Source organism: Paracoccus sp. (in: a-proteobacteria) (assembly GCF_030604785.1).
Taxonomy (GTDB): domain Bacteria; phylum Pseudomonadota; class Alphaproteobacteria; order Rhodobacterales; family Rhodobacteraceae; genus Paracoccus.
In genome coordinates, this window is record NZ_JAUVVF010000001.1 from 1 (window position 1) to 21,690 (window position 21,690).

A 21,690-nucleotide genomic window follows, 5' to 3' on the forward strand; every position below is an offset into this window, starting at 1 on the left:
GCGCTTGCCGATCCAGCGCAGGGCCTTCAGGCCGTTGCGGGTCTGGACCAGATCGCCTTCGCGCAATTCCTCGATCTTGACGGTGCCGCGGGCGGTCTCGATCAGCGTGCCGGCGGTGAAGCAGACGGCGTTGATCGCCTCGAAGTTCTGGAACGTCACGCGCGAGGGCACCGTGGTGCCGTTCTGCAGGGTGATCGTGCCGAAGCTGACGGTGCCGTTCAAGACGGTCGGCAGGCCGATGATGCGATTGGCATTTGTGTTGTTGAACACGTTCGTGACACGATCGATGCCGGGTTCGAAGGTCCCGTTATTGTTCATGTCGATGGTGACGTTCGACGTCAGAGTGACGGTCCAGTTGCCCTGCAGGTTCAGCGTGTCCCTGCCAGTGCCACCATCGATGATCATCGGGGCCCGATCCCCAGCTTTCTGCGCCAGTTCCGCATCGCTGAGCGTTGCCGTTGGATTGCCGCCCAGACGCACGAGGTCATTGCCGGAGCCCATGGTCACGCTGCGCCCGGCAGACAGTTCCAGGATCAGTGTGTCGTTTCCGGCGCCCATGTCGATGTCGGTGAAGGCGCTGCGGAACAGGCTGACCGAATCGTTGCCGCCCTCCATCTGGATATCGTCAAACGCAATTGGCGGGTCTCCGGCAACCCGCCAGATCATGTTCGACGCGATCAGCGTGTCGTTCGCGGCGCCCAGATCAATGCCCACGAAGCGGTTGCTGCCGCTGAACGTGCGGGTGCCGGCGCTGGTGCCGGTTCGCGTGATCGTCACGGTACCATGACGAAGGGGCGTGCCATCCGCCGCTGTCCCGTTGCGCACGGTCACGCCCTGCGCGATCGTGCTGCTGTCAGAAACGGCGATGTCGTTGTTGCTCATGGCAGGCTCCCATTTACACCGGAGTAAGAATTAAACCGCCCTGGGTCGAGATGGCCGCCCGGATGCCTTTCCGTCAACGAATGGGTCGTTAAACTGCTAAAAGGGATAGGCAGCTGGCCGACTGGATGGGTTCTTTCTCTAGAGCCCTGACAATGCGGGACAAAGTTCGATATCCCGTCGCCATTTGGCTGCGTTTCATGCCCGTGTGCGGGCGCGAAACCGGGAAAGTCGGTAAAATGCCGTGCAAGTGATCTAACGCCGACCGCGTCGCTGCCGTTTTCGACTGCCGCTTCGTGGCGCCGCCCCCGATCAGGCCGTGCGTTAACCAGAATCAGGCGTCAGGGCCAGGCGGTTGCCTCTCCCCGCTGCCGACAGGCGAATGCCGGGGCGCGCCGGCCCCGGCATTGGATCTCCGCCAGAGCGCGCCGCGATCAGGCGCGGGTGCGGAGCAGGCCCATGATGTCCTTGGTCCGGTCAAGGATCGGACGGGCGATCGCCTCGGCCCGATCTGCGCCTTGGGTCAGGATGCGGTCGATCTGGGCGGGATCGGCCATGTATTCGGTCATGCGCCGGGTGATCGGCGACAAAGCCTCGACCGCGACCTCGGCCAAGGCTGGCTTGAAGGCGCCGAAGCCCTGACCCTCGAACCGTGCCAGGACCTGATCGGGCGTCTCGTCGGCAAGGGCGGCATAGATGTTGACCAGGTTGCGCGCCTCGGGGCGGTCCTTCAGACCGTCCATCTGGCCGGGCAGCGGATCGGCATCGGTGCGCGCCTTGCGGATCTTCTGCGCGATCGTGTCGGCATCATCGGTCAGGTTGATGCGGCTGGCATCCGACGGATCGGACTTGGACATCTTCTTCGACCCGTCGCGCAGCGACATGACGCGTGTGGCCACGCCCTCGATCAGCGGTTCGGTGATCGGGAAGTGGTTCACCTTGTAATCGTGGTTGAACTTGGCCGCGATGTCGCGGGTCAGTTCCAGATGCTGCTTCTGGTCGTCGCCCACCGGAACGGCGGTCGCCTGATAGGTCAGGATGTCGGCCGCCATCAGCGCCGGATAGGCCAGAAGCCCGAGGCTCGCATTCTCGGAATTCTTGCCCGCCTTGTCCTTGAACTGCGTCATCCGGTACATCCAGCCGACGCGGGCGACGGTGTTGAACAGCCAGGCCATCTCGGCATGGGCGCTGACCTGGGACTGGTTGAACAGGACCGATTGCGCCGGGTCCACGCCGGCCGCCATGAAGGCCGCCGCGGCCTCGCGGATGCGGGCGCGCAGGGCGTCCGGGTCCTGCCAGACGGTGATCGCGTGCAGGTCGACGATGCAATAGATCGTCTCGGCCTCGCCGCCCTGCAGGGCCGCGAAGCGCTTCAGCGCGCCGAGGTAATTGCCAAGCGTCAGCCCGCCCGAGGGCTGGATGCCCGAAAAGATGCGCGGGCGGAAGGATGCGTTGATCGGGTCGGACATGAGCGGCCTGCCTTGGAATTTCCTGGCCCGTGGCTTAGCGGTTGGCCGATCCGTTCGCAACCGCCAAGGAAACCCCATGCGTGACCCCTCGATGCTGACGCAATCGCCGCTGAACCCGCTGCCGCCGGTGATCTGGCTTCTGGCCCTGCCCATCGTCGCGCTGGAGGCGGTCTTCGCGCTTGGCGCCTGGGGCGTGATCGGCGGCGCGCAGGGCGTGGGCCTGCGGCTGGAGACGATCCGCATGGCGGCCTTTCCGCCGGAACTGGCGCAGCGGATCTGGGCGCTTGGCATCGTCGATATCGGCCAGCTTTACCGAGCCTTCAGCTTCAGCTTCGTCCATGCGTCGCTGACGCACGCGCTGTTCGTGGTGGTCTTCACGCTGGCGCTTGGCAATATGGTCGCGCAGAATTTCCGTCCCTGGGCGGTGCTGGCGCTGTTCTTCGGATCGGCCATCGGCGGCGCGCTGATCCATGCCGCGATCCTGCCGCTGATCGAGGCGCGCAATGCGCCCCTGATCGGGGGCTACCCAGCGGTTTACGGGCTGGTCGGCGCCTTCACCTTCCTGCTGTGGACGCGCCTGGCGGCGCAGAATGCGAACCGGATGCGGGCCTTCCTGCTGATCGGCACGCTCTTGCTGTTCCAGCTGGTCTTCGGGCTGCTTTACGGCGCGCAGGGCCATGGCTGGATCGCCGAGATCGCGGGCTTTGGCGTCGGTTTCCTGCTGTCCTTCCTGCTGGTCGATGGCGGCCTCAAGCGCGCGCTGGCGCAGATTCGCCAGCGTTAACCGCGCTTCAAGGCGGCTTTCAGCTCGGATGGCCGGTAGCCGCCGATCACGAAGGCCAGCGCGAAGTAAAGCGCCGCGCCCCCGAAGACCATGATCGCCAGCGCGGGGATGCGCGGCCAGTCGACCAGACCCTCGCGCAGGAACCACAGCGCCAGCGCCATCAGCGCCGAACAGGCCAGAAGCCGGGGCAGGGCGCGGCGCAGACGGGGATCGACGCGCACCGCCTCGCCCATCTTGCGGCTGCCCCACCAGAGCTGCGCCGCCATGACCCAGGCCGCCAGCGTCGTGGCCAGGGCCGCCGCCAGAAAGCCGATCAGCGGCATCAGCCCGAAGGCCACGATCGCGTTCACGATCATCGAATGGACCGCATAGCGGAAGGGCGTGCGCGTATCCTCGCGCGCGAAGTAAAGCGGTTGCAGGATCTTCTGCAGGACGAAGGCCGGCAGGCCAAGCGCATAGACCAGCAGCGCCGCCGCCGTCTGCTGCGTGTCGAAGGCGGTAAAGGCTCCGCGTTCGAACAGGGTGCTGACCATCGGTTCGGCGATCACCGCGATGGCAAAGGCGGCGGGCAGGGTCAGGAACAGGCCGAACTCGGTCGCCCGGTTGAAGGCCGCCTGACCGCCGGCCGCATCCCCGGCTTCGAGCCGCCGCGCCAGTTCGGGCAGCAGCACCACCGCCACCGCCGCCCCCACGATGCCAAGCGGCAATTGGTAAAGCCGGTCGGAATAGTTCAGCCACGAGATCGCGCCCTCGTAGCGCGAGGCTACCTGACGGCCCACCAGCAGGTTGATCTGGACCACGCCCCCGGCCAGAATGGCGGGCATGGCCACCCGCACAAGCCGCCGCATCTCGGGCGTCAGCCGGGGCAGGCGGGGCAGGAAGGTCCAGCCGTTGCGGCGCGCATCCCACCAGACCAGGCCAAGCTGCGCGATGCCGGTCAGGGGCGTGGCCCAGGCCAGCGTCAGGCCGATATCCCAGCCCATCACCCGCGCCAGCGCCATCGCGGCCAGAAACAGCAGGTTCAGCAGCACCGGCGCGGCGGCGGCGGCGGTAAAGCGGCCATTGGCGTTCAGCACCCCCGAGATCATCGCCGCAAGCGAGATCAGGAGGATATAGGGGAACATGATCCGGCCGTATTCAACCGCCAGATCGAAACGCGCATCGCCCTGAAACCCTGCCGCCATCAGCCAGACAAGGCCGGGCATCGCGATCATGCCAATGGCGGTCAGGACCAGCGTGCAGAAGAACAGCCCGTTGAAGGCGTCACGCGCGAAGCCCTCCGCCTCCTCCCGGTCGCCCAGCTTCTTCGAGAACATCGGCACGAAGGCCGTGTTGAAAGCCCCTTCGGCGAAAAACCGGCGGAACATGTTGGGCAAAGCCAGCGCGACGAAGAAGGCGTCGGATACAGTGCCGCTGCCCAGCCAGCGCGCCATCAGGATGTCGCGGGCAAAGCCCGTCAGCCGCGACAGGAAGGTCCAGCTTCCCACGGCGAGGAAGCCGCGCACCAGTCCGGTTCTCATGAATCAAGCCTCTGCCCGTTTGGCCCCGTCGGCGATCGCCGCGCGCAGCTTCTTTTCCAGCGAGTCGCGCTTGGCGGCGCTGTGCAGCTTCAGCCCGAACATGTCCTTGACGTAGAAGCTGTCCACCACCTGCGCGCCGAATGTCGCGATGACCGCGCTGACGATCTGGATGTGGTTCGCGGCAAGCGTCCGGGTCAGGTCGTAAAGCAGGCCGGGACGGTCGCGGGTATCCACCTCGATGATCGTGTAGATGTCGCTGCCCTCGTTGTCGAAGGTGATATGCGTCGGAAAGCGGAATTCGCGGTTGCGCTTCTTCGGCTTGTCGCGGGTCGCGAAGGCCTCGCGGGCGACGATTTCCCCCGCAAGGGTGCGCAGGATGGTCTGGCGCAGACGGGGCAGGCGATCCTCGGCAAAGGGGTGGCCCTCGGCGTCCTGCACCCAGAACACCGCCGTCGCATAGCCGTCGCGCGTCGTGTAGGTGCGCGCATCGACCACGTTCGCGCCCATCAGCGTCAGCGCGCCCGCCAGCCGCGAGAAGATCCCCGGATGGTCGGCCAGAACAAAGGCCGCCTGCGTCGCGTCCCGGTCGGGATCGGCGCGCATCTCGATGCGGATCTCCTCGGGGGTGATCTGGTGCAGCATCTGGGCAAAGCTGGCCTGCGTGCGGGTGGTCAGGCCCGGCCAGTAGCTGTCGTAATGGCGTGCAAGCTCGGCCCTGATGTCGCGCGCATCCCAGCCCTTGGCGACCAGCATGTGGCGCAAGCTGCGCTTGGCCTCGGCCTGGCGGCGGTCGCGGTTCAGCTCCTCAAGCCCGTTTTCCAGCGCGGCGGCCGTTTCCTGATGCAGCTTGCGCAGCAGCGCGGCCTTCCAGTTGTTCCAGGTGCCCGGGCCGACGCCGCGGATGTCGCAGACCGTCAGGACCAGCAGCAGGTCCAGCCGCTTGCGGGTCTTCACGGCCTTGGCGAAGTCGCGCAGCGTGCGGGGATCGGCGATGTCGCGCTTCTGCGCCACATCCGACATCAGCAGGTGATGGCGCACCAGCCATTCGACCGTGTCCACGTCATCCTGGGCGAAGCCGAACCGCGCCGCGATCCGCCGCGCGATCCGCGCGCCGAGGATCGAGTGATCCTCGGGCCGGCCCTTGCCGATATCGTGCAGCAGCGTCGCCAGATAGAGGACCCGGCGGTTGATGCCACCCGCCTCCATGATCTCGGAGGACAGCGGCAGGTCCGAGGGATGCTCGCCCCGCTCGATCGCCGCCAGCGCCGCGACGCACTGGATCGAGTGCTCGTCCACCGTGTAGTGGTGATAATGGTTGAACTGCATCATCGCCACGACCGGCTCGAATTCCGGGATGAAGGCGGCCAGCACGCCCAGTTCGTTCATCCGCCGCAACGCGCGTTCGGGATTGCCGTGCTTCAGCAGCAGGTCCATGAAGATGCGCGTGGCCTCGGGGTCGGATTGCACCTTCTCGTCGATCAGGTGCAGGTTCGCCGCCACCAGCCGCATCGCGTCGGGATGGATCAGGATGCCGGTGCGCAAGGCCTCTTCGAACAGGCGCAGGATGTTCAGCGGATCCGCCAGGAAAAGCGCCTCGTTCTCGTAGGACAGCCGCCCCTGCTGGTCGATGAACCCCGCCCGCATCTTGCGCCTGCGCCGGAACAGCCGCCCGAGGATCGGCGCGGTCCGCACGTGGCGGGTTTCCAGTTCGGTCAGGAAGACCCGGGTCAGCTCGCCCACGCGGGTGGCGTGGCGGAAGTAATCCTGCATGAAGAACTCGACCGCGCGCCGGGCCGGGCCATCGGCATAGCCCATGCGGCGCGCGACCTCGACCTGCATGTCGAAGGACAGCACATCGACCGGACGACCGGCGATCAGATGCAGATGGCAGCGCACCGCCCAGAGGAAATCCTCGGCCTGCCAGAAGGCCAGATGCTCGTCGCGGGTGAAGACGCCCAGATCGACCAGCTCGACCGCCCGGTCCACGCGGTGGATGTATTTGGCGATCCAGTAGAGCGTCTGAAGGTCGCGCAAGCCCCCCTTGCCCTCCTTGACGTTGGGCTCCAGCACATAGCGCTGGCCGCCCTGCCGGGCATGGCGCGCGGCGCGTTCATCCAGCTTGGCCTCGATGAATTCGGGGATGGTGCGTTCGAACAGCTCGGACCACAACCGGTCGCGTAGGGTCAGCGCCAGCGGCGCATGGCCCGCCACCAGCCGGTTCTCGACCAGCGAGGTGCGGATCGTCATGTCCGCCTCGCCCAGTCGCAGGCAGTCGTCGATGCTGCGGATCGAATGGCCGATCTTCAGCTTCAGGTCCCACATCATGTAAAGCATCGATTCCACGACGCTTTCGGCCCAGGCCGTGATCTTCCAGGGCGTCAGGAACAGCAGGTCCACATCGGATGCGGGCGCCATCTCGGCCCGACCGTAGCCGCCCACCGCCAGCACCGCCAGACGCTCGGAATCCGAGGTCGCCTTTTGCGGGTGCAGCCACACGGTCGCCACGTGATGCACCGCGATCACCGTGCTGTCGGTGACGGTGGCGATGGCGCGCACCATCTCGCGCGCGGCGCGGGGATTGCGGGCGAAATCGGCCTCGATCCCCGCCAGCGCGCGGGCGCGCGCCTCGGCGATCAGCGCGACGCTCTTGGCGCGGATCTGGCGCGGCTCGGTCTGGCCCTCCAGCGCCTCGTCCAGTGCCGCGCGCAGGTCCAGCGGGTCGGGCAGCGCATCGGGCGCGGCCTGCGGAATGGCGCTCATGCGGGGCGGGCCTTGCGGTGGATCACGAGCCCAGGCCGCGCGCGTTGCGCGGCGCTGGGTCGATCACGACAAGCTGCCCGTTGCGGATCGTGGCGACTGCAAGGCCGCGTTCGGACGTGCCGTCGCGGTTCAGCCGGAACAGCCCGCCCACACCGGAAAAACCCGAGCGCTGCGTCAGGCCGGTCGTGGTCAGGGCATTGCGCCGCCCCGACCGCGCCAGCGAGGCGACCGCCGCCGTGCCGTCATAGGCCAGGAAGGCCAGCGGATGCGGCGCCTCGCCATGGGATTGGCGATAGCGGGCCTCGAACTGAGCCATCAGCGTGGGATCGGGGATGGCGAACCAGCCCTCGGCCAGCTGCGGCATGCCCAGACGGTCGGCAGGCTGGTCCCACCGCGTCAGGCCCATCAGCTGCGTGGCCTGCGAGGTGACGCCGGCGCGCGCCAGGCTTTCGGTCAGATAGGGCAGCACCGCCTGGTTGTTGGCGGTCATGAAGATCGCGTCCACCTGGCCCGAACGGGCGGCGCTGACGATGCGCGGCGCCGCGCTGTCGATTCCGGTGACCGAGACCGGGTGATCGACCCGTCCGGCCAGCCGCGCGCCCTTGCGGGCGACGGCCCGCTCGATGGCGCGGGCGCCAAGCTGGCCCGCGACGTCGTCCTCGGCCACCAGCAGGACGTTGCGCTTGCCCTGCGACAGCCCGTGCGAGACCAGCCGGTCTGCGATGTTCTCGAAGCTGTTGCCCAGGATGAAGACATTGCCGCCCGCGACCTGGGTGTTGTTCGAGAAGGACAGCACGTTGATGTTGCGCGGCAGCATGGCCCGCCCGACCGCATTGGCCGATTCCGCGAAAAGCGGTCCCAGGATGATCTGGGCGCCCGCATCGGCGGCAGCATTGGCCTGGGCCACGGCGGTTTCGGGGCTGGTGCCGCTGTCATAAACGCGCAGGTCGATCGCCGCGCCCTGCGCATCGGCGGCGGCCATCCGGCCCGCATTGCGCAGGCTGCGCGCCAACCAGTCCAGATCGGCCGAGCCCGAGCCGCCCGGAACAAGCAGCGCGACGCGCACCGGCTCTCCGGCGGTGATCATCTGCCCGGTTTCGGGCCCGCTGGCCTGTCCCAGCCCCCCGGTGGGCTCGCATGCGGCGAGAAACAGGCCCGAGATGATTGCGGCGCCCCGGATGAAAAGGCTGCGAAGACCGCTTGTGGTCCCGCTTGTCGCGGATGCAAACATGTGAAAGTCCCCTGTTGATCGCGCATGAACGGCTTTGCGGCAAACTAGGCGCTTGGCCCAGCCTTGGCAATCGGCCCGCCGCAAGAAGGAAAACGCCATGACCGAACCGACCGACCGCATGGACCAGAACCGGCCCGCCCGTCTTGCCGCCCATGTCGAGGCCGCGAGGCTCGATCCCGGGCTCTATCTGGTCGCGACCCCGATCGGAACGGCGCGCGACATCACGCTGCGGGCGCTGGACGTGCTGAATTCCGCCGATCTTCTGGCCGCCGAGGATACGCGCACGTTGCGCCACCTGATGGACATCCACGGCGTGCCGCTGCGCGGACGCAGGGTGCTGTCCTATCACGACCACAACGGAGAGCGCGCCCGCCCCGCGCTGATGGCGGCCCTGGCCGAGGGTGCCAGCATCGCCTATGCCTCGGATGCGGGCACGCCGCTGGTCGCCGATCCGGGCTACCGGCTGGCGCTGGAGGCCGCAGAGGCGGGCCACCGGGTCCATGCGCTGCCGGGGCCGTCGGCGGCCCTTGCGGCGCTGAGCCTGTCGGGCCTGCCCAGCGACCGCTTCCTGTTTTTGGGCTTTCCTCCCCCGACCGAAACAGCCCGCCGCGCCTGGCTGGGACAATGGATCTGGACCGATGCCACGTTGATTCTTTTTGAAAGTCCCAGGCGCATTAACCGATTGTTGTCTGACTTGTGCGAGATTGACCCGAATCGGATTACGGTGGTGGCGCGGGAACTGACGAAGAAGTTCGAGGAGATCATTCGGGGACGGGCGGCGGATCTGGCGGCCCATCCGCGCATGGGGCTTCTGAAGGGCGAGATCGTCGTGCTGCTCGACCGGGCGGCGCGGCCCGCGCCCGGAGCTGAACAGCTTGACGAGCGGCTGCGCGAGCTGATGGCGCGTCTGTCGGTCAAGGACGCTGCGAAGCAGGCCTCCGAGGAATTCGGCCTGCCCCGGCGCGATCTTTATCAGCGCGCGCTGGATCTGGGGCGCGATCAGAACGGGCGGGCGGACCGTCCCGATACAGGAGAGACGGATGGGCGTTGAGAATTTCGTCGGCCGGATGCAGGGTCACCCTGTTCCCGCGACCCGCCGAGAACGCGGCCGGGTTGCAGCGTTGTCGGGCCTGATGGCCGAGGATTCGGTGCAGCGCCTTTATCTGTCGCTGGGCGCGGACCTTCTTGCCAGCCGCTGGCGCGGTCCCTCCGGAGAGATCGACCTGATCTTTCGCGATGGCGAGGACATCGTCTTCGTCGAGGTCAAGAGCGCGGCGACCCATGCCATTGCCGCCGAGCGGCTGCAGCCGGTGCAGATGCGACGGATCTGCCGGGCCGCCTTGGAGTATTGTGATCGTGCAGGTCATGACGGGCTGTGTTCGATGCGCTTCGACGTCGCGCTTGTGGACCGGACCGGACGTGTCGAATTGCTGGTCAACGCCTTCGGGGAAAACTGAAGCGGCGGGCTTGTCTTGCCCGGGCGGACGGGCGACAAGAACCTCCGAGATTGGAAAAGGGGGGTCGGATGAGCCTGTTTGTCGCCTTGCAGATGGACCCGGTCGAGCATGTCTCGATCACCGCCGACAGCACCTTCCGCATCGGCATCGAGGCGCAGGAGCGCGGTCACCGGCTGTTTCAGTACACGGTGGATCAGCTGCGTTACGACGAGGGGCGCATCATTGCCCGTGGCCGCAGCGTCATCCTGCAGAAGAAGCAGGGCGATCACGTGCAGTTCGGCGCGTGGCAGCAGCTTGACCTGGCCGAGGCCGATGTCGTCTGGCTTCGGCAGGACCCGCCCTTTGACATGGCCTACGTCACCTCGACCCATCTTCTGGACAGGATCGCGGCGACGACGCTGGTCGTGAACGATCCGTTCTGGGTCAGGAATTCGCCCGAGAAGCTGATGGTCCTGGATTTTCCGGACCTGACGCCGCCGACGCTGATCGCCCGCGATCTGGAGGCTATCCGCGCCTTCCGCCAGCGCCATGGCGACATCGTCGTGAAGCCGCTTTACGGCAATGGCGGCGCAGGCGTCTTTCACCTGCGCCCTGACGATCCGAACCTGTCCTCGCTGCTCGAGATGTTCTCGGGCATCAACCGCGAGCCGGTCATCGCGCAGAAGTTCCTGCCCGCCGTCACACGCGGCGACAAGCGCATCATCCTTGTCGATGGCGAGGTGGTGGGGGCGATCAACCGCGTTCCGCAGGCCGGAGAGGCGCGGTCGAACATGCATGTCGGCGGGCGGGCCGAAAAGGTCGGCCTGACCGCGCGCGAGCGCGAGATCTGCGGCCGCCTCGGGCCCGTCCTGCGCGAAAAGGGGCTGATCTTCACCGGCATCGACGTGATCGACGGCTGGCTGACCGAGATCAACGTGACCTCGCCCACCGGCATCCAGGAGCTTGAGCGCTTCGACGGCATCAACGCCGCCGAGGCCATCTGGCGGGCCATCGAACGTCGCCTGGAGGCAAGGTGCGCGGCGGGGTGAGGGCGCCGTCAGCGCCCCGTCAGCACGAAGCGCCGCCAGACCTCGATCATCCAGCCCAGCATCACCGCGTTCAGGATGTGCCACATGAAATGCGTGCCGAAGGGCAGCACGGCGCAGCTTGGCTCGTCCAGCGTGCGGAAGGTCAGCGACAGGATCAGGATCCCCGCGCCGATCGCCAGCCCGCGCGCCGTGTCGGGCAGCCTGTCGCGCAGCAGCGCCGCATAGATCAGGATCAGCAGCGGCACGGGCGCATAGGCCGCCGATGATCCCAGCCCCGGCACCATCTGGAACAGCGGCACCGTCAGCGCGGCATAGGGGATGAAGCCCGCCGCCACCAGCCCTGCCTGCCAGCTCCGCAGGCCGAAATAATCGCGCGTGGCGGCAAAGACGTAGATCAGGATGAAGGCCACGATGGGCAGGACGTCCATTAGCCCCGTCAGCCGGTTGGCATGGGTGTGAAACAGCCACGACCCGATGCCGATGATGAACAGGTTGGCCGCCAGCACGCGCCCGGTCGTCATGCCCGGCCCGGCAAGGCGCCGCCAGACCAGGACCGCCGCGATCATGAAGGCCAGGTTCGTCAGCGCGTTGGTCGGCTCGGACCAGTATTCGGGTCCGGTGCGTTCGCAATAGGCATCGACGGGGGCAAGCCAGTCCATCCGGGGCTCCTGCTTGGTTGCCGTCTCACCCTAGCCATCCCCTGCCGGGCCCGCAATCTCGGGCATCGCCCCGCTTGCGGCAGGCCCGGCGGAATAGTAGACCCGCGCCAACGAAAGGAAACGTCATGTCGATCACCGAGGATCAGGCCCGCAAGGTCGCGCATCTGGCGCGGATTGCGGTCGATGATGCCGCCCTGCCGGCGCTGGCGCGCGAACTTGGCAGCATCCTGCATTTCATGGAACAGCTGAACGAAGTCGATGTCGAGGGCGTCGAGCCGATGACCGGCGTCACCCCCATGCGCTTGAAGCGGCGCGAGGATCAGGTGACCTCGGGCGGCATGGCCGACCGGATCCTGTCGAACGCGCCCGATGCGCGCGAGGGCTTCTTTGCGGTGCCGAAGGTGGTGGAATGACCAAGCCGAACAGCCTGACCATCGCCGAGGCGCGCGATGCGCTGCGCAAGGGCGACCTGACCTCGGTCGAGCTGACCGAAGCCTGCCTGACCGCGATCGAGGGCGCGGGCGCCCTGAACGCCTTTGTCCACCACACGCCCGACATGGCCCGCGACATGGCCCGCGCCGCCGATCAGCGCATCAGGGCGGGCGAGGCCGCGGCGATGACCGGCATTCCGGTGGGCGTCAAGGATGTCTTCTGCGTCAAGGGCGTGCCCAGCCAGGCGGGCAGCCGCATCCTTCAGGGTTTCACGCCCGAATACGAATCGACCGTCACGCGCAACCTGTGGGATGCGGGCGCGGTCATGCTGGGCAAGCTGAACCAGGACGAGTTCGCCATGGGCTCGACCAACGAATCCAGCTGCTACGGACCAGCCGTGAACCCCTGGCGCGGCCCTGACGGGACGCAGCTGACGCCGGGCGGCAGCTCGGGCGGCTCGGCGGCGGCCGTGGCCGCCGATCTGTGCCTGGGCGCGACCGGCACGGATACGGGCGGATCGATCCGCCAGCCTGCGGCCTTCACCGGCACGGTGGGGCTGAAGCCGACCTATGGCCGCGTCAGCCGGTGGGGCGTGATCGCCTATGCGTCCAGCCTGGATCAGGCCGGGCCGATGACCAGGACCGTGCGCGACGCGGCCATCATGCTGGGCGCGATGGCCTCGGCCGATCCTGCCGACAGCACCTGCGCCGACCTGCCCGTGCCCGATTTCGAGGCCGCGCTGACCGGCGACATCCGGGGCAAGCGCATCGGCATTCCGCGCGAATATCGCGTGGACGGCATGCCCGACGCCATCGACGCCCTGTGGCGTCAGGGCGCCGAGATGCTGCGTGACGCGGGCGCCGAGATCGTCGACATCAGCCTGCCGCACACGAAATACGCGCTGCCCGCCTATTACGTGATCGCCCCGGCCGAGGCTTCGTCGAACCTCGCCCGCTATGACGGCGTGCGCTACGGCCACCGCTCGAAGCTGGGCGCGGGCGACGGCATCACCGAGATGTACGAGAAGACCCGCGCCGAGGGCTTCGGCCCCGAGGTGCAGCGCCGCATCATGATCGGCACCTATGTGCTGTCGGCGGGCTTCTATGACGCCTACTACAACCGCGCCCGCCGGGTGCGCGCGCTGATCAAGCGCGATTTCGACCAGGCCTTCGCGTCGGGGATCGACTCGATCTTGGCACCCGCTACGCCTTCGGCGGCCTTCCCGCTCGGCTCGGTGGACAAGGGCGATCCGGTGCAGATGTATCTCAACGACGTCTTCACTGTGACGCTGAACCTTGCGGGCCTGCCGGGCATCGCGGTGCCGGTGGGGCAGGACGCGCAGGGCCTGCCGCTTGGCCTGCAACTCTTCGGTCGGCCTTTCGAAGAGGGCGATCTGCTGAACCAGGCCCAGGTGCTGGAACGCGCCGCGGGCTTTGTGGCCAAGCCCGAATGCTGGTGGTAGGCTGCCCCGATCAAGGACAGGAGAAGCGATGCGCGTTTTCGTGATGGTGACGATCCTGGCCCTGGCCGGGTGCAATGAACATGCGGGCTGGAACCCGAATTATCCTGCCTCGGCCAGCCCTTACGGCCAGTATCGCGTCGCCCGCGAGACCGCGCTGACCACCGGCGCAGACACGCCCGCCGTGATCCCGCTGGCGCGTCCCTTCTATGCGCCCCAGCCTCAGGCGCAGGCGCAGCAATCCCAAGGGACCGCGCCCTGACAGGCGAGGTCTTCCCAAGCCCGAATCACGGCGACCGAAGGGGCCAGCGCCCCGAACTGGTGGTGCTGCACTATACGGGCATGACAGATGGCGCCTCGGCGCGTGCCCGCCTCTGCGATCCGGCGGCCGAGGTCAGCGCCCATTGGCTGATTGACGAGCATGGCGCGGCCGAACAGCTTGTCTGCGAGACGCGCCGGGCCTGGCATGCCGGGCGGGGCGCGTGGCAGGGGCGCGACGACGTGAATTCCCGCAGCATCGGGATCGAGATCGTCAATCCCGGCGACCAGCCCTTTGGCTGCACGCAGATGCGGGCGCTGGAGACCCTGCTGGCCGCGATCATGACCCGCTGGCAGATCCCGCCGCATCGCGTGATCGCGCATTCCGACCTTGCGCCGGGCCGCAAGATCGATCCTGGCCCGCGCTTCGACTGGGAATCGCTGGCCTTTCAGGGGCTGGCCTGCTTCGCGCGCCCGCGGCCCGACGATCCCGACCCGCCGCTTGCGCCCAGCCTGGACAGGCTGGGCTATCCGCCCGCCGAGGCCGCGACGAGGCTTGCCGCCTTCCGGCTTCGGCACAGGCCCTGGGGCAGGGGCCCCGAGACCCGCGCCGACCGGCAGGTCGCCGCGCGCCTGGCCGCGTCCTGTCCGGCCTGACGGACCCGCCCTTGACCCGCCCCGCCGCCTGCGCCATATCCGCCCCCGTGCGGAGGGCCGGATGGCCGCGGCAGGCCTGTCCTGTCGAGGAAAGTCCGGACTCCACGAGGCAACGGTGCCGGGTAACGCCCGGCGGGGGCAACCCCAGGGAAAGCGCCACAGAGAACAGACCGCCCGCATCCGTGCAGGCAAGGGTGAAACGGTGGGGTAAGAGCCCACCGGGGGGCTGGCAACAGCGCCCGCATGGCAAGCCCCACCGGGAGCAATGCCGAATAGGGATCGCGCGCGGGGAAACCCGCAGGGCCGCCTTGCCCCAGCAGATCCGGGTAGGCAGCTAGATCCGTCCGGCAACGGGCGGACCAGATGAATGGCCATCCAGCCGCAGAACGCGGTGGACAGGATCCGGCTTACAGGCCCTCCGCACATCGATGCCGCCCGTTTCGACGGGCTTTCGCGCCGCCCCCGACGAAAAGCCCGGATTCGCGGTTGACTTCGCCGCCTTGGCGGCTAAAAGGCGGCTTCCATACGGAATTCACGGGGTTTGCGGCGCGCGATTGCCCCGAAGAAGGAGCGATAAACATGGCGAAGCCGACCACCATCAAGATCCGGCTGAACTCGACCGCCGGCACCGGGCACTTCTACGTCACCAAGAAGAACGCCCGCACCATGACCGAAAAGATGACCGTGCGCAAATACGACCCGGTCGTCCGTCAGCACGTCGAATACAAGGAAGGCAAGATCAAGTAAGATCTGCCTGACTGCCGGGCCTTGCCGTCCGGACGCATCGGGGCCGCATCCGCAGGGATCGCGGCCCTTTCGCATGGCCGCGCGAAAGCCCGCCGGCGGGGCGCGCCGTGACCTCACGCCACTCTTGCGGCAATGGCGGGCAGGCCCTAGCTTTCGCGCATGGAGCTGAGGATCAACGGACAGACCCGCCGGATCGAGGCCGATCCCGACATGCCGCTTCTCTGGGCGCTGCGGGATGTGCTTGGCCTGACGGGGACCAAATATGGCTGCGGCGCGGCGGCCTGCGGCGCCTGCACCGTCCATCTGGACGGGCAGGCCGTGCTGGCCTGCCAGACCCTGATCGGCGACGTGGAGGGCGAGATCACCACGATCGAGGGACTGGGAACGCCCGCCGCCCCCCATCCCGTGCAGGCCGCCTGGATCGAACAGCAGGTCGCGCAATGCGGCTATTGCCAGTCGGGGCAGATCATGGCGGCGGCGGCGATTCTGGCGCAGAACCCCGATCCCTCGGATGACGAGATCGACGCGGCGATGCAGGGCAATCTCTGCCGCTGCGCCACCTATCCCCGCATCCGCGCCGCGATCCGCAGCGCCGCGTTGCGGCTGGGCGCGGGCTGATGGCGCGCGGTTTTTCCCCCGGCCAGCCCCGCCGGGGTGGCCTTGCGCGGGCGGGCCGCATCGCGCGGCGCAGCCTGCTGATTGGCTCGGTCGCGGTGGCGGGCGGCGTGGCCTTCGGCGCCTGGCGCTACACGCGGCCCTTGCCCGATCCCTTTGCCGATGACGCGGAAACCGTGGCCCTGACGCCCTATGTCGTGATCGACGCCGAGGGCATCACCCTGATCGCGCCCCGCGCCGACAAGGGGCAGGGCAGCCGTTGGGTGCAGGCCGCCCTGATCGCCGAGGAACTGGACATCGACCCGGCCTCGGCCCGGATCGAGGCAGGTCCGGTCAGCCCCGCCTACTATAACCGCGCGCTTCTGGCCGAGAACCTGCCCTTTCTGCCGACCGATCAGGGCTGGCTGGCGCGCAATGCCCGCGCCGCCTCGGACATTCCGGCCCGGCTTCTGGGCCTGCAGATGACCGGCGGCAGCTCGACCGTGCCCGACGGTTTCCGCAAGCTGCGCGAGGCCGGCGCGGTCGCCCGCGAGACCCTGAAAGAGGCTGCCGCCCTGCGCGAGGGGCTGGACCGCACGGCTTTGGGGACCGAGGACGGCCATGTCGTCCTGCCCGACGGGCGGCGCATCCCCTATGCCGATCTTGCCGTCGAAGCCGCCCGGATCGAGCCCGTGACGACGATCGTGCTGCGCGATCCGGCGCAATGGCGGCATCTGGGCAAGCCGATGCAGCGCGGCGATATCGTCGCGAAATCCACAGGGACGCAGGAATTCGGCATCGACCTTCGCCTGCCCGACATGCTGTTCGCCACGGTCCGCGCCGCGCCCGAAGGCGGGCAGGCGCGCCTGATCGACGACGGCGCGGCGCGCGCCTTTCCGGGCGTGCATTCCGTCACCGCGATCTCGGGTGGCGTGGCCGTTCTGGCCCAGACCACTTGGCACGCCTTTCGCGCCGCCGACGCGCTGGTGCTGGAGCTGACCGGCCCGACCGACCGCCCCGCCGACAGCGCCGCGATCTGGGATGCATTGTCGCGCAGCTTCGAGGAACGCGGCCATGACAGCCGCAACCGCAATGACGGCGATGTCGAGGCCGCGCTTGCCGCAGGCGATGGTGTGATCGAGGCCGAATACCGCGTTCCCTTCCTGGCCCATGCGCCGATGGAGCCCCTGAACGCCACCGTGCTTGTCACCGACAGCGCCTGCCATATCTGGGCGGGCACGCAGATCCCTGATTTCGTCGTGACCCATGCCGCCCGGCTGACCGGTCTGCCCCAGACCGCGATCCGGCTGGAAAACCCGATGATCGGCGGCAGTTTCGGGCGCAGGCTGGAACTGGATTTCATCCTTCAGGCCATCGAGGTCGCGCAATCCGTTCCCGGCCGCCCCGTCAAGATGACCTGGACGCGCGAGGAGGATTTCGCCCAGTCCCGCCCGCGTCCCGCCCAGATCGCCCGCGCCCGCGGCCGCGTGGGCGAGACCGGGATCGAGGCGCTGGACCTGACCATCGCCTCGCCCTCGGTCATGTCGTCGTGGTTCGGGCGCGTCTGGATGAACCCGCCCGGCCCCGATATCAGCATCGTGGCCGGCGCCTGGGACCAGCCCTTTGCCATCCCGCATTTCCGCGTGACGGGTAAGCGCGCCCCGGATCTGGCCCCGGTCAGCAGCTGGCGCTCGGTGGGCGCGTCAAGCACGGGCTTCTATCTCGGCAGCTTCATGGACGAGATGTTCGAGTCCGCCGGGATCGATCCGTTCGACGGCCTTCTGCGCGCCTGCAACGACGATGTGTCGCGCACGGTGATCGACGAGGCGCGGCGCCTGTGCGACTGGCGCGGTCGCCAGCCGGGACCGGGCCGGGGCAGGGGCGTCGCCTTCTGCCTCAGCTTCGGCGTCCCCTGCGCCGAGGTGGTCGAGGTCGAGGACACCCCACAGGGCCTGCGCATCACCGAGGCCTGGGCCGTGGCTGATATCGGCACCGTGCTGGACCCGGTGAATGCCGAGGCGCAGCTTTCGGGCGGCATGCTGTTCGGGCTGGGCCATGCGATGAACTGCCAGATCACCTATGCCGACCACCGGCCTGAACAGCAGAATTTCTACGATCATGACGGGATGCGCCTGCCGCAATGCCCGCGCGTGACGACGCGCCTGCTGGAAAACGGCCCCGTCCGGGGCTTGGGTGAGCCCGGCCTGCCGCCCGCCGCGGCAGCCCTGGCCAATGCGATCCGCGCGGCAACCGGCCAGCGTGTGCGGCAGATGCCCTTCGCCGACCGGATCCGCTTTGCCTGAGGGCGGCACGACCGCGATCCTTCTGGCCGCGGGTGTTTCGCGGCGCTTCGGTCCCGAGGACAAGCTGCTGGCCCGCCATCGCGGCCTGCCGCTGATCGCCCATGCGGCGGGTGCGCTGAGGCGCATGCCGCTTGGGGACCGGATCGCGGTCATCGCCAATCCCGCGCTGGTTCCCCATCTGGACGGGTTCCGGATCGTCACCCTGCCGCCCGGCACGCAACCCTTGCAATCGGCCAGTCTGCGCGCGGGTCTTGGGGCTGCGGGGCAGCCCGAGCGCCTGCTGATCGCCCTTGGCGACATGCCCGACATCACGCCAGCCCATCTGGCGGAACTGGTCGCCCGAACCGGCGCCGACCTGCCGGCCGCCTCGACCGACGGAACGGCGATCCTGCCGCCGGCCTGCTTTCCGCAGGCCATGCTGCCGCGTCTGGCAGAGCTTTCGGGCGACAGGGGTGCGGCCACGCTACTGAAGGGCCTGCCGCCATCGCAGCTTGTTCTGGCCCCCGCGCTTCTTCGCGATATCGACCGTCCCGAGGACCTCGGCCCCTGATCGCGGATCCGGACGCGCCTCAGCCCAGCACTTCGGCGACGGCCTCGGTGGTGACGTCGACGATGCGGTCGGCCTCGGCCTCGGTCAGGCACAAAGGCGGCGCGAAACCCAGGATGTCGCCCTGCGGCATGGCCCGCGCGATCACGCCGCGCTTCAGCATCGCGGCCACGACCTTGGCGCCCTTGCCCTCGGACGGATCGAAGAAAAGCCGCGCCTCGCGATCCGCGACCAGTTCCACCGCGCAGAGCATCCCTTCGCCGCGCACCTCGCCGACATGGGCGTGACCGCCAAGCGCCGCCGTCATCTGCCGGTTCAGATAGGCGCCCACGCGGCCCGCATTCCCGACCAGATCCAGTTCGTCGATCAGGGTCAGGTTGGCGATGCCGGCCGCCGCGCCGATGGGATGGGCGGAATAGGTCCAGCCATGGCCCAGAACGCCGTTCTCGTCGGTGCCCTGTTCCAAGACCTTCCACATCCGTTGGCCCACGATGGTCGCGGACAGCGGCGCATAGGCGCTGGTCAGGCCTTTGGCGCAGGTGATCAGGTCGGGCTTCATGCCGTAATGATCGCTGCCGAACATGGTCCCCAGCCGTCCGAAGCCGGTGACGACCTCGTCCGCGATCAGCAAGATGTCGTGGCGTGCCAGCACCTTCTGGATCGCCTCCCAATAGCCGGCGGGGGGCGGCACGATGCCGCCTGTCCCCAACACAGGCTCACCGATGAAGGCCGCAATCGTGTCCGCGCCCTCGGCCTCGATCAGCGCCTCCAGGCGTTCGACGCAATGGGCGGTGAAATCGGCCTCGGACATGGCGGGGTCGGGGCGGCGGAAGTAATAGGGCGCCTCGGTATGGATCACCTGCGCCAGAGGCAGGTCGAATTTCTTGTGGAACAGTTCCAGCCCCGTCAGGCTGCCCGTGACCAGCCCCGATCCGTGATAGCCCCGCCAGCGGCTGATGATCTTCTTCTTCTGCGGGCGGTTCAGGATGTTGTTGTAATACCAGACCAGTTTGACGTTGGTCTCGTTCGCATCCGACCCGCCAAGCCCGAAATAGACCCGCGCCATGCCCTCGGGCGCGCGGTCCATGACCATCTTGGAGAGCGTGATCGAGGCCTCGGACCCGTGCCCGGCATAGGCGTGGTAATAGGCCAGCTCATGCGCCTGCTTGGCGATCGCATCGGCGATCTCTTTGCGGCCATAGCCCACATTCACGCAGTAAAGCCCCGCGAAACCGTCCAGCAGGCGGTTGCCGTCGCGGTCGGTGATGTGGCAGCCCTCTCCGCCGGTGACGATGCGCTGCGGCGCCTCGCCGCGCGCGAATTGCGCCAGATGCGTCGAGGGATGCATGAAGTTCTCGCGGTCCCACCGGGCCAGTTCGTCATTGGTCAGCATCGTCATTCCTTTCATGCCCAGTCGCGGCAGACATATTTGATCTCGGTAAAAGCCTCGAGGCCCTGGCGCGCACCCTCGCGGCCCAGCCCGGATTGCTTCATCCCGCCAAAGGGGATGGGCGCGCCCGTCACCTTGGTGCGGTTCACGGCGACCATGCCGTATTGCAGCGCGCGGCTCAGGCGATAGATGCGGCGCGGGTCCTGGCTGTGCAGATAGGCGATCAGCCCGTATTCGCTGGCATTGGCGCGGGCGATCACCTCCTCCTCGGTGTCAAAGGGGGTCAGGGCGGCGACGGGGCCAAAGGTTTCCTCGCGCATGATCGCGGCCTCGTCGGGCACATCGGCTAGCACGGTCGGCTTGTAGAACAGCGGACCCAGTTCCGACGCGACCCCGCCCCCGGTCAGCAGGCGCGCGCCGCGGGCCAGCGCGTCATCGACATGGGCCTGCTGCTTGGCGACCTGCCTGTCGTGGATCAGCGGACCCAGATCGGCATCCTCGATCCCCGGTGCAAGGCGCAAGCCCTCGACTGCGGCGGCGAAGCGAGCGCAGAATTCGGCATAGACGGGGCGGTGGATGTAGAAGCGGTTGGCGCCGAGGCAATCCTGCCCGGTCGTGGCGAACTTGGCCTTGACCGCCTCGGTGACGGCGCGGTCCAGATCGGCGCCCTGAAAGACGATGAAGGGCGCGTGCCCGCCCAGTTCCAGAACCAGACGCTTCACCGTATCGGCCGATTGGCGATAGAGCAGCCGTCCCACTTCGGTCGAGCCGGTGAAGGACAGGGCGCGGACGCGCGCATCCGAGGTCCATTCGCCGACAATGGCGGCCGCATCCCCGATCACGGTGTTCACGACGCCCGCCGGAAAGCCCGCCCGCTGAGCCAGCACCGCCAGCGCCAGCGCCGAAAGCGGCGTCTCGGCCGAGGGGTGGATGACCACGGTGCAGCCCGCACCCAGGGCGGCGGCAGCCTTGCGGGTGATCATCGCCGAGGGGAAGTTCCAGGGCGTCACAAGCGCGGCCACGCCCACGGGCTCGCGCCACAGCTCCATCTCGGCATCGGGCAGGTGGCTGGTCACGCCCTCGATATTGGGGCGCAGGGCCTCCTCGGCGTAGAACTGCACGAAGCTTGCGGCATAGTCGATCTCTCCGCGCGCCTCGCTGATGGGCTTGCCCTGTTCGGCGACCATGATCCGGGCCAGATCCTCGCGCGCGGACATGATCAGCGCGTGCCAGCGATGCAGGATCGCGGCGCGGTGCTGGGGCAGCATCGAGGCCCAGCCGGGAAAGGCATTCTGCGCGGCATCGACGGCGGCGCGGGCACCGGCCTGATCGCTGATGCGGACCTGCGCGACGACGGCGCCGGTGGCGGGGTCGCGCACGGCCAGCCGCCCCTCGGCCGGGAAATCGCCCGCGCCGGGCAGCAGCGCGGGATCGGTCAGGCTTTCGGTCAGGCTTGTCTGGTGATCCAGCATGGCAAATCTCCTTTTCGGGGCCATGATGGGGGTGGGGGCAGGGG

General features: G+C 68.0%; 20 protein-coding genes and 1 other RNA gene. 13 read left to right on the top strand and 8 right to left on the bottom strand.

The window, feature by feature from the left end:
• Both QAR72_RS00005 and trpS read right to left on the bottom strand, forming a co-directional pair.
• A partial coding sequence (locus QAR72_RS00005) for a Hint domain-containing protein (protein WP_304615294.1) occupies nt 1–882 on the bottom strand: 882 nt, incomplete at its 3' end.
• Nucleotides 883–1,313: 431 nt separating this feature from the next.
• Nucleotides 1,314–2,348, bottom strand: a complete 1,035-nt coding sequence (trpS, locus tag QAR72_RS00010) for a tryptophan--tRNA ligase (RefSeq protein ID WP_304615295.1) — start codon at nt 2,346–2,348, stop codon at nt 1,314–1,316.
• A gap of 76 nt (nt 2,349–2,424) precedes the next feature.
• On the opposite strand from trpS, the gene QAR72_RS00015 reads away from it, so the two are divergent.
• A complete protein-coding gene (locus tag QAR72_RS00015; protein ID WP_304615296.1) occupies nt 2,425–3,132 on the top strand; it encodes a rhomboid family intramembrane serine protease in 708 nt (235 codons plus the stop codon).
• On the opposite strand, the gene murJ is transcribed toward QAR72_RS00015, so the two are convergent.
• Genes murJ through QAR72_RS00030 form a run of 3 tightly spaced genes read right to left on the bottom strand, consistent with a single transcriptional unit; the run spans nt 3,129 to nt 8,643 of the window.
• The gene (gene murJ, locus QAR72_RS00020; RefSeq protein ID WP_304615297.1) at nt 3,129–4,652 is read right to left on the bottom strand and encodes a murein biosynthesis integral membrane protein MurJ; all 1,524 of its coding nucleotides are present in this window, start codon (nt 4,650–4,652) and stop codon (nt 3,129–3,131) included. The genes QAR72_RS00015 and murJ overlap by 4 nt on opposite strands.
• Nucleotides 4,653–4,655: 3 nt before the next feature.
• Nucleotides 4,656–7,412, bottom strand: coding sequence for a [protein-PII] uridylyltransferase (locus QAR72_RS00025; protein WP_304615298.1), 2,757 nt, complete (start codon nt 7,410–7,412; stop codon nt 4,656–4,658).
• A 22-nt stretch (nt 7,413–7,434) separates the two neighbouring features.
• Nucleotides 7,435–8,643: a penicillin-binding protein activator gene (locus QAR72_RS00030; protein WP_304615299.1), complete on the bottom strand. Its 1,209-nt coding sequence runs from the start codon at nt 8,641–8,643 to the stop codon at nt 7,435–7,437.
• Between the two features lie 118 nt (nt 8,644–8,761).
• Between QAR72_RS00030 and rsmI the strand changes: the two genes are divergently transcribed.
• From rsmI to gshB, 3 genes are all read left to right on the top strand, one after another.
• Entirely contained in the window at nt 8,762–9,694 is a 933-nt protein-coding gene (gene rsmI, locus QAR72_RS00035) for a 16S rRNA (cytidine(1402)-2'-O)-methyltransferase (protein WP_304615446.1), read from the top strand.
• Nucleotides 9,684–10,100: a YraN family protein gene (locus QAR72_RS00040; protein WP_304615300.1), complete on the top strand. Its 417-nt coding sequence runs from the start codon at nt 9,684–9,686 to the stop codon at nt 10,098–10,100. The genes rsmI and QAR72_RS00040 overlap by 11 nt, the downstream gene beginning before the upstream one ends.
• A 68-nt stretch (nt 10,101–10,168) precedes the next feature.
• Entirely contained in the window at nt 10,169–11,128 is a 960-nt protein-coding gene (gshB, locus tag QAR72_RS00045; protein ID WP_304615301.1) for a glutathione synthase, read from the top strand.
• Between the two features lie 8 nt (nt 11,129–11,136).
• Here the strand turns inward: gshB and QAR72_RS00050 are convergent, their stop codons facing one another.
• Complete coding sequence (locus QAR72_RS00050) at nt 11,137–11,787, bottom strand: ceramidase domain-containing protein (RefSeq protein ID WP_304615302.1); 651 nt, start codon at nt 11,785–11,787, stop codon at nt 11,137–11,139.
• A gap of 125 nt (nt 11,788–11,912) precedes the next feature.
• Between QAR72_RS00050 and gatC the strand changes: the two genes are divergently transcribed.
• From gatC to QAR72_RS00095, 9 genes are all read left to right on the top strand, one after another.
• Nucleotides 11,913–12,200 carry an Asp-tRNA(Asn)/Glu-tRNA(Gln) amidotransferase subunit GatC gene (gene gatC / locus QAR72_RS00055; RefSeq protein WP_304615303.1) on the top strand — a complete coding sequence of 96 codons (288 nt, stop codon included), beginning with the start codon at nt 11,913–11,915 and terminating at the stop codon, nt 12,198–12,200.
• The gene (gene gatA, locus QAR72_RS00060) at nt 12,197–13,681 is read left to right on the top strand and encodes an Asp-tRNA(Asn)/Glu-tRNA(Gln) amidotransferase subunit GatA (RefSeq protein WP_304615304.1); all 1,485 of its coding nucleotides are present in this window, start codon (nt 12,197–12,199) and stop codon (nt 13,679–13,681) included. Before gatC ends, gatA begins: the two co-directional genes overlap by 4 nt.
• 28 nt (nt 13,682–13,709) lie before the next feature.
• Nucleotides 13,710–13,940, top strand: a complete 231-nt coding sequence (locus QAR72_RS00065; RefSeq protein ID WP_304615305.1) for a hypothetical protein — start codon at nt 13,710–13,712, stop codon at nt 13,938–13,940.
• Nucleotides 13,937–14,593, top strand: coding sequence for an N-acetylmuramoyl-L-alanine amidase (locus QAR72_RS00070; protein WP_331497634.1), 657 nt, complete (start codon nt 13,937–13,939; stop codon nt 14,591–14,593). Before QAR72_RS00065 ends, QAR72_RS00070 begins: the two co-directional genes overlap by 4 nt.
• A 49-nt stretch (nt 14,594–14,642) precedes the next feature.
• Nucleotides 14,643–15,019, top strand: an RNA gene (gene rnpB / locus QAR72_RS00075) — RNase P RNA component class A.
• A 153-nt stretch (nt 15,020–15,172) separates the two neighbouring features.
• On the top strand, nt 15,173–15,340 hold the full coding sequence (gene rpmG, locus QAR72_RS00080) for a 50S ribosomal protein L33 (protein WP_022707377.1): 168 nt from the start codon (nt 15,173–15,175) through the stop codon (nt 15,338–15,340).
• Between the two features lie 159 nt (nt 15,341–15,499).
• Nucleotides 15,500–15,958, top strand: a complete 459-nt coding sequence (locus QAR72_RS00085) for a (2Fe-2S)-binding protein (protein ID WP_304615306.1) — start codon at nt 15,500–15,502, stop codon at nt 15,956–15,958.
• The gene (locus QAR72_RS00090; protein WP_304615307.1) at nt 15,958–18,237 is read left to right on the top strand and encodes a xanthine dehydrogenase family protein molybdopterin-binding subunit; all 2,280 of its coding nucleotides are present in this window, start codon (nt 15,958–15,960) and stop codon (nt 18,235–18,237) included. Before QAR72_RS00085 ends, QAR72_RS00090 begins: the two co-directional genes overlap by 1 nt.
• Nucleotides 18,230–18,787: a nucleotidyltransferase family protein gene (locus QAR72_RS00095; protein WP_304615308.1), complete on the top strand. Its 558-nt coding sequence runs from the start codon at nt 18,230–18,232 to the stop codon at nt 18,785–18,787. Before QAR72_RS00090 ends, QAR72_RS00095 begins: the two co-directional genes overlap by 8 nt.
• Nucleotides 18,788–18,806: 19 nt before the next feature.
• Here QAR72_RS00095 and QAR72_RS00100 read toward each other — a convergent pair whose 3' ends face one another.
• Together QAR72_RS00100 and QAR72_RS00105 are read right to left on the bottom strand one after the other, a co-directional pair.
• Nucleotides 18,807–20,177: an aspartate aminotransferase family protein gene (locus tag QAR72_RS00100; RefSeq protein WP_304615309.1), complete on the bottom strand. Its 1,371-nt coding sequence runs from the start codon at nt 20,175–20,177 to the stop codon at nt 18,807–18,809.
• Between the two features lie 11 nt (nt 20,178–20,188).
• Nucleotides 20,189–21,646 (bottom strand): NAD-dependent succinate-semialdehyde dehydrogenase, encoded by a 1,458-nt coding sequence (locus QAR72_RS00105; RefSeq protein ID WP_304615310.1) that lies wholly within the window; start codon nt 21,644–21,646, stop codon nt 20,189–20,191.
• Nucleotides 21,647–21,690 lie beyond the last annotated feature (44 nt).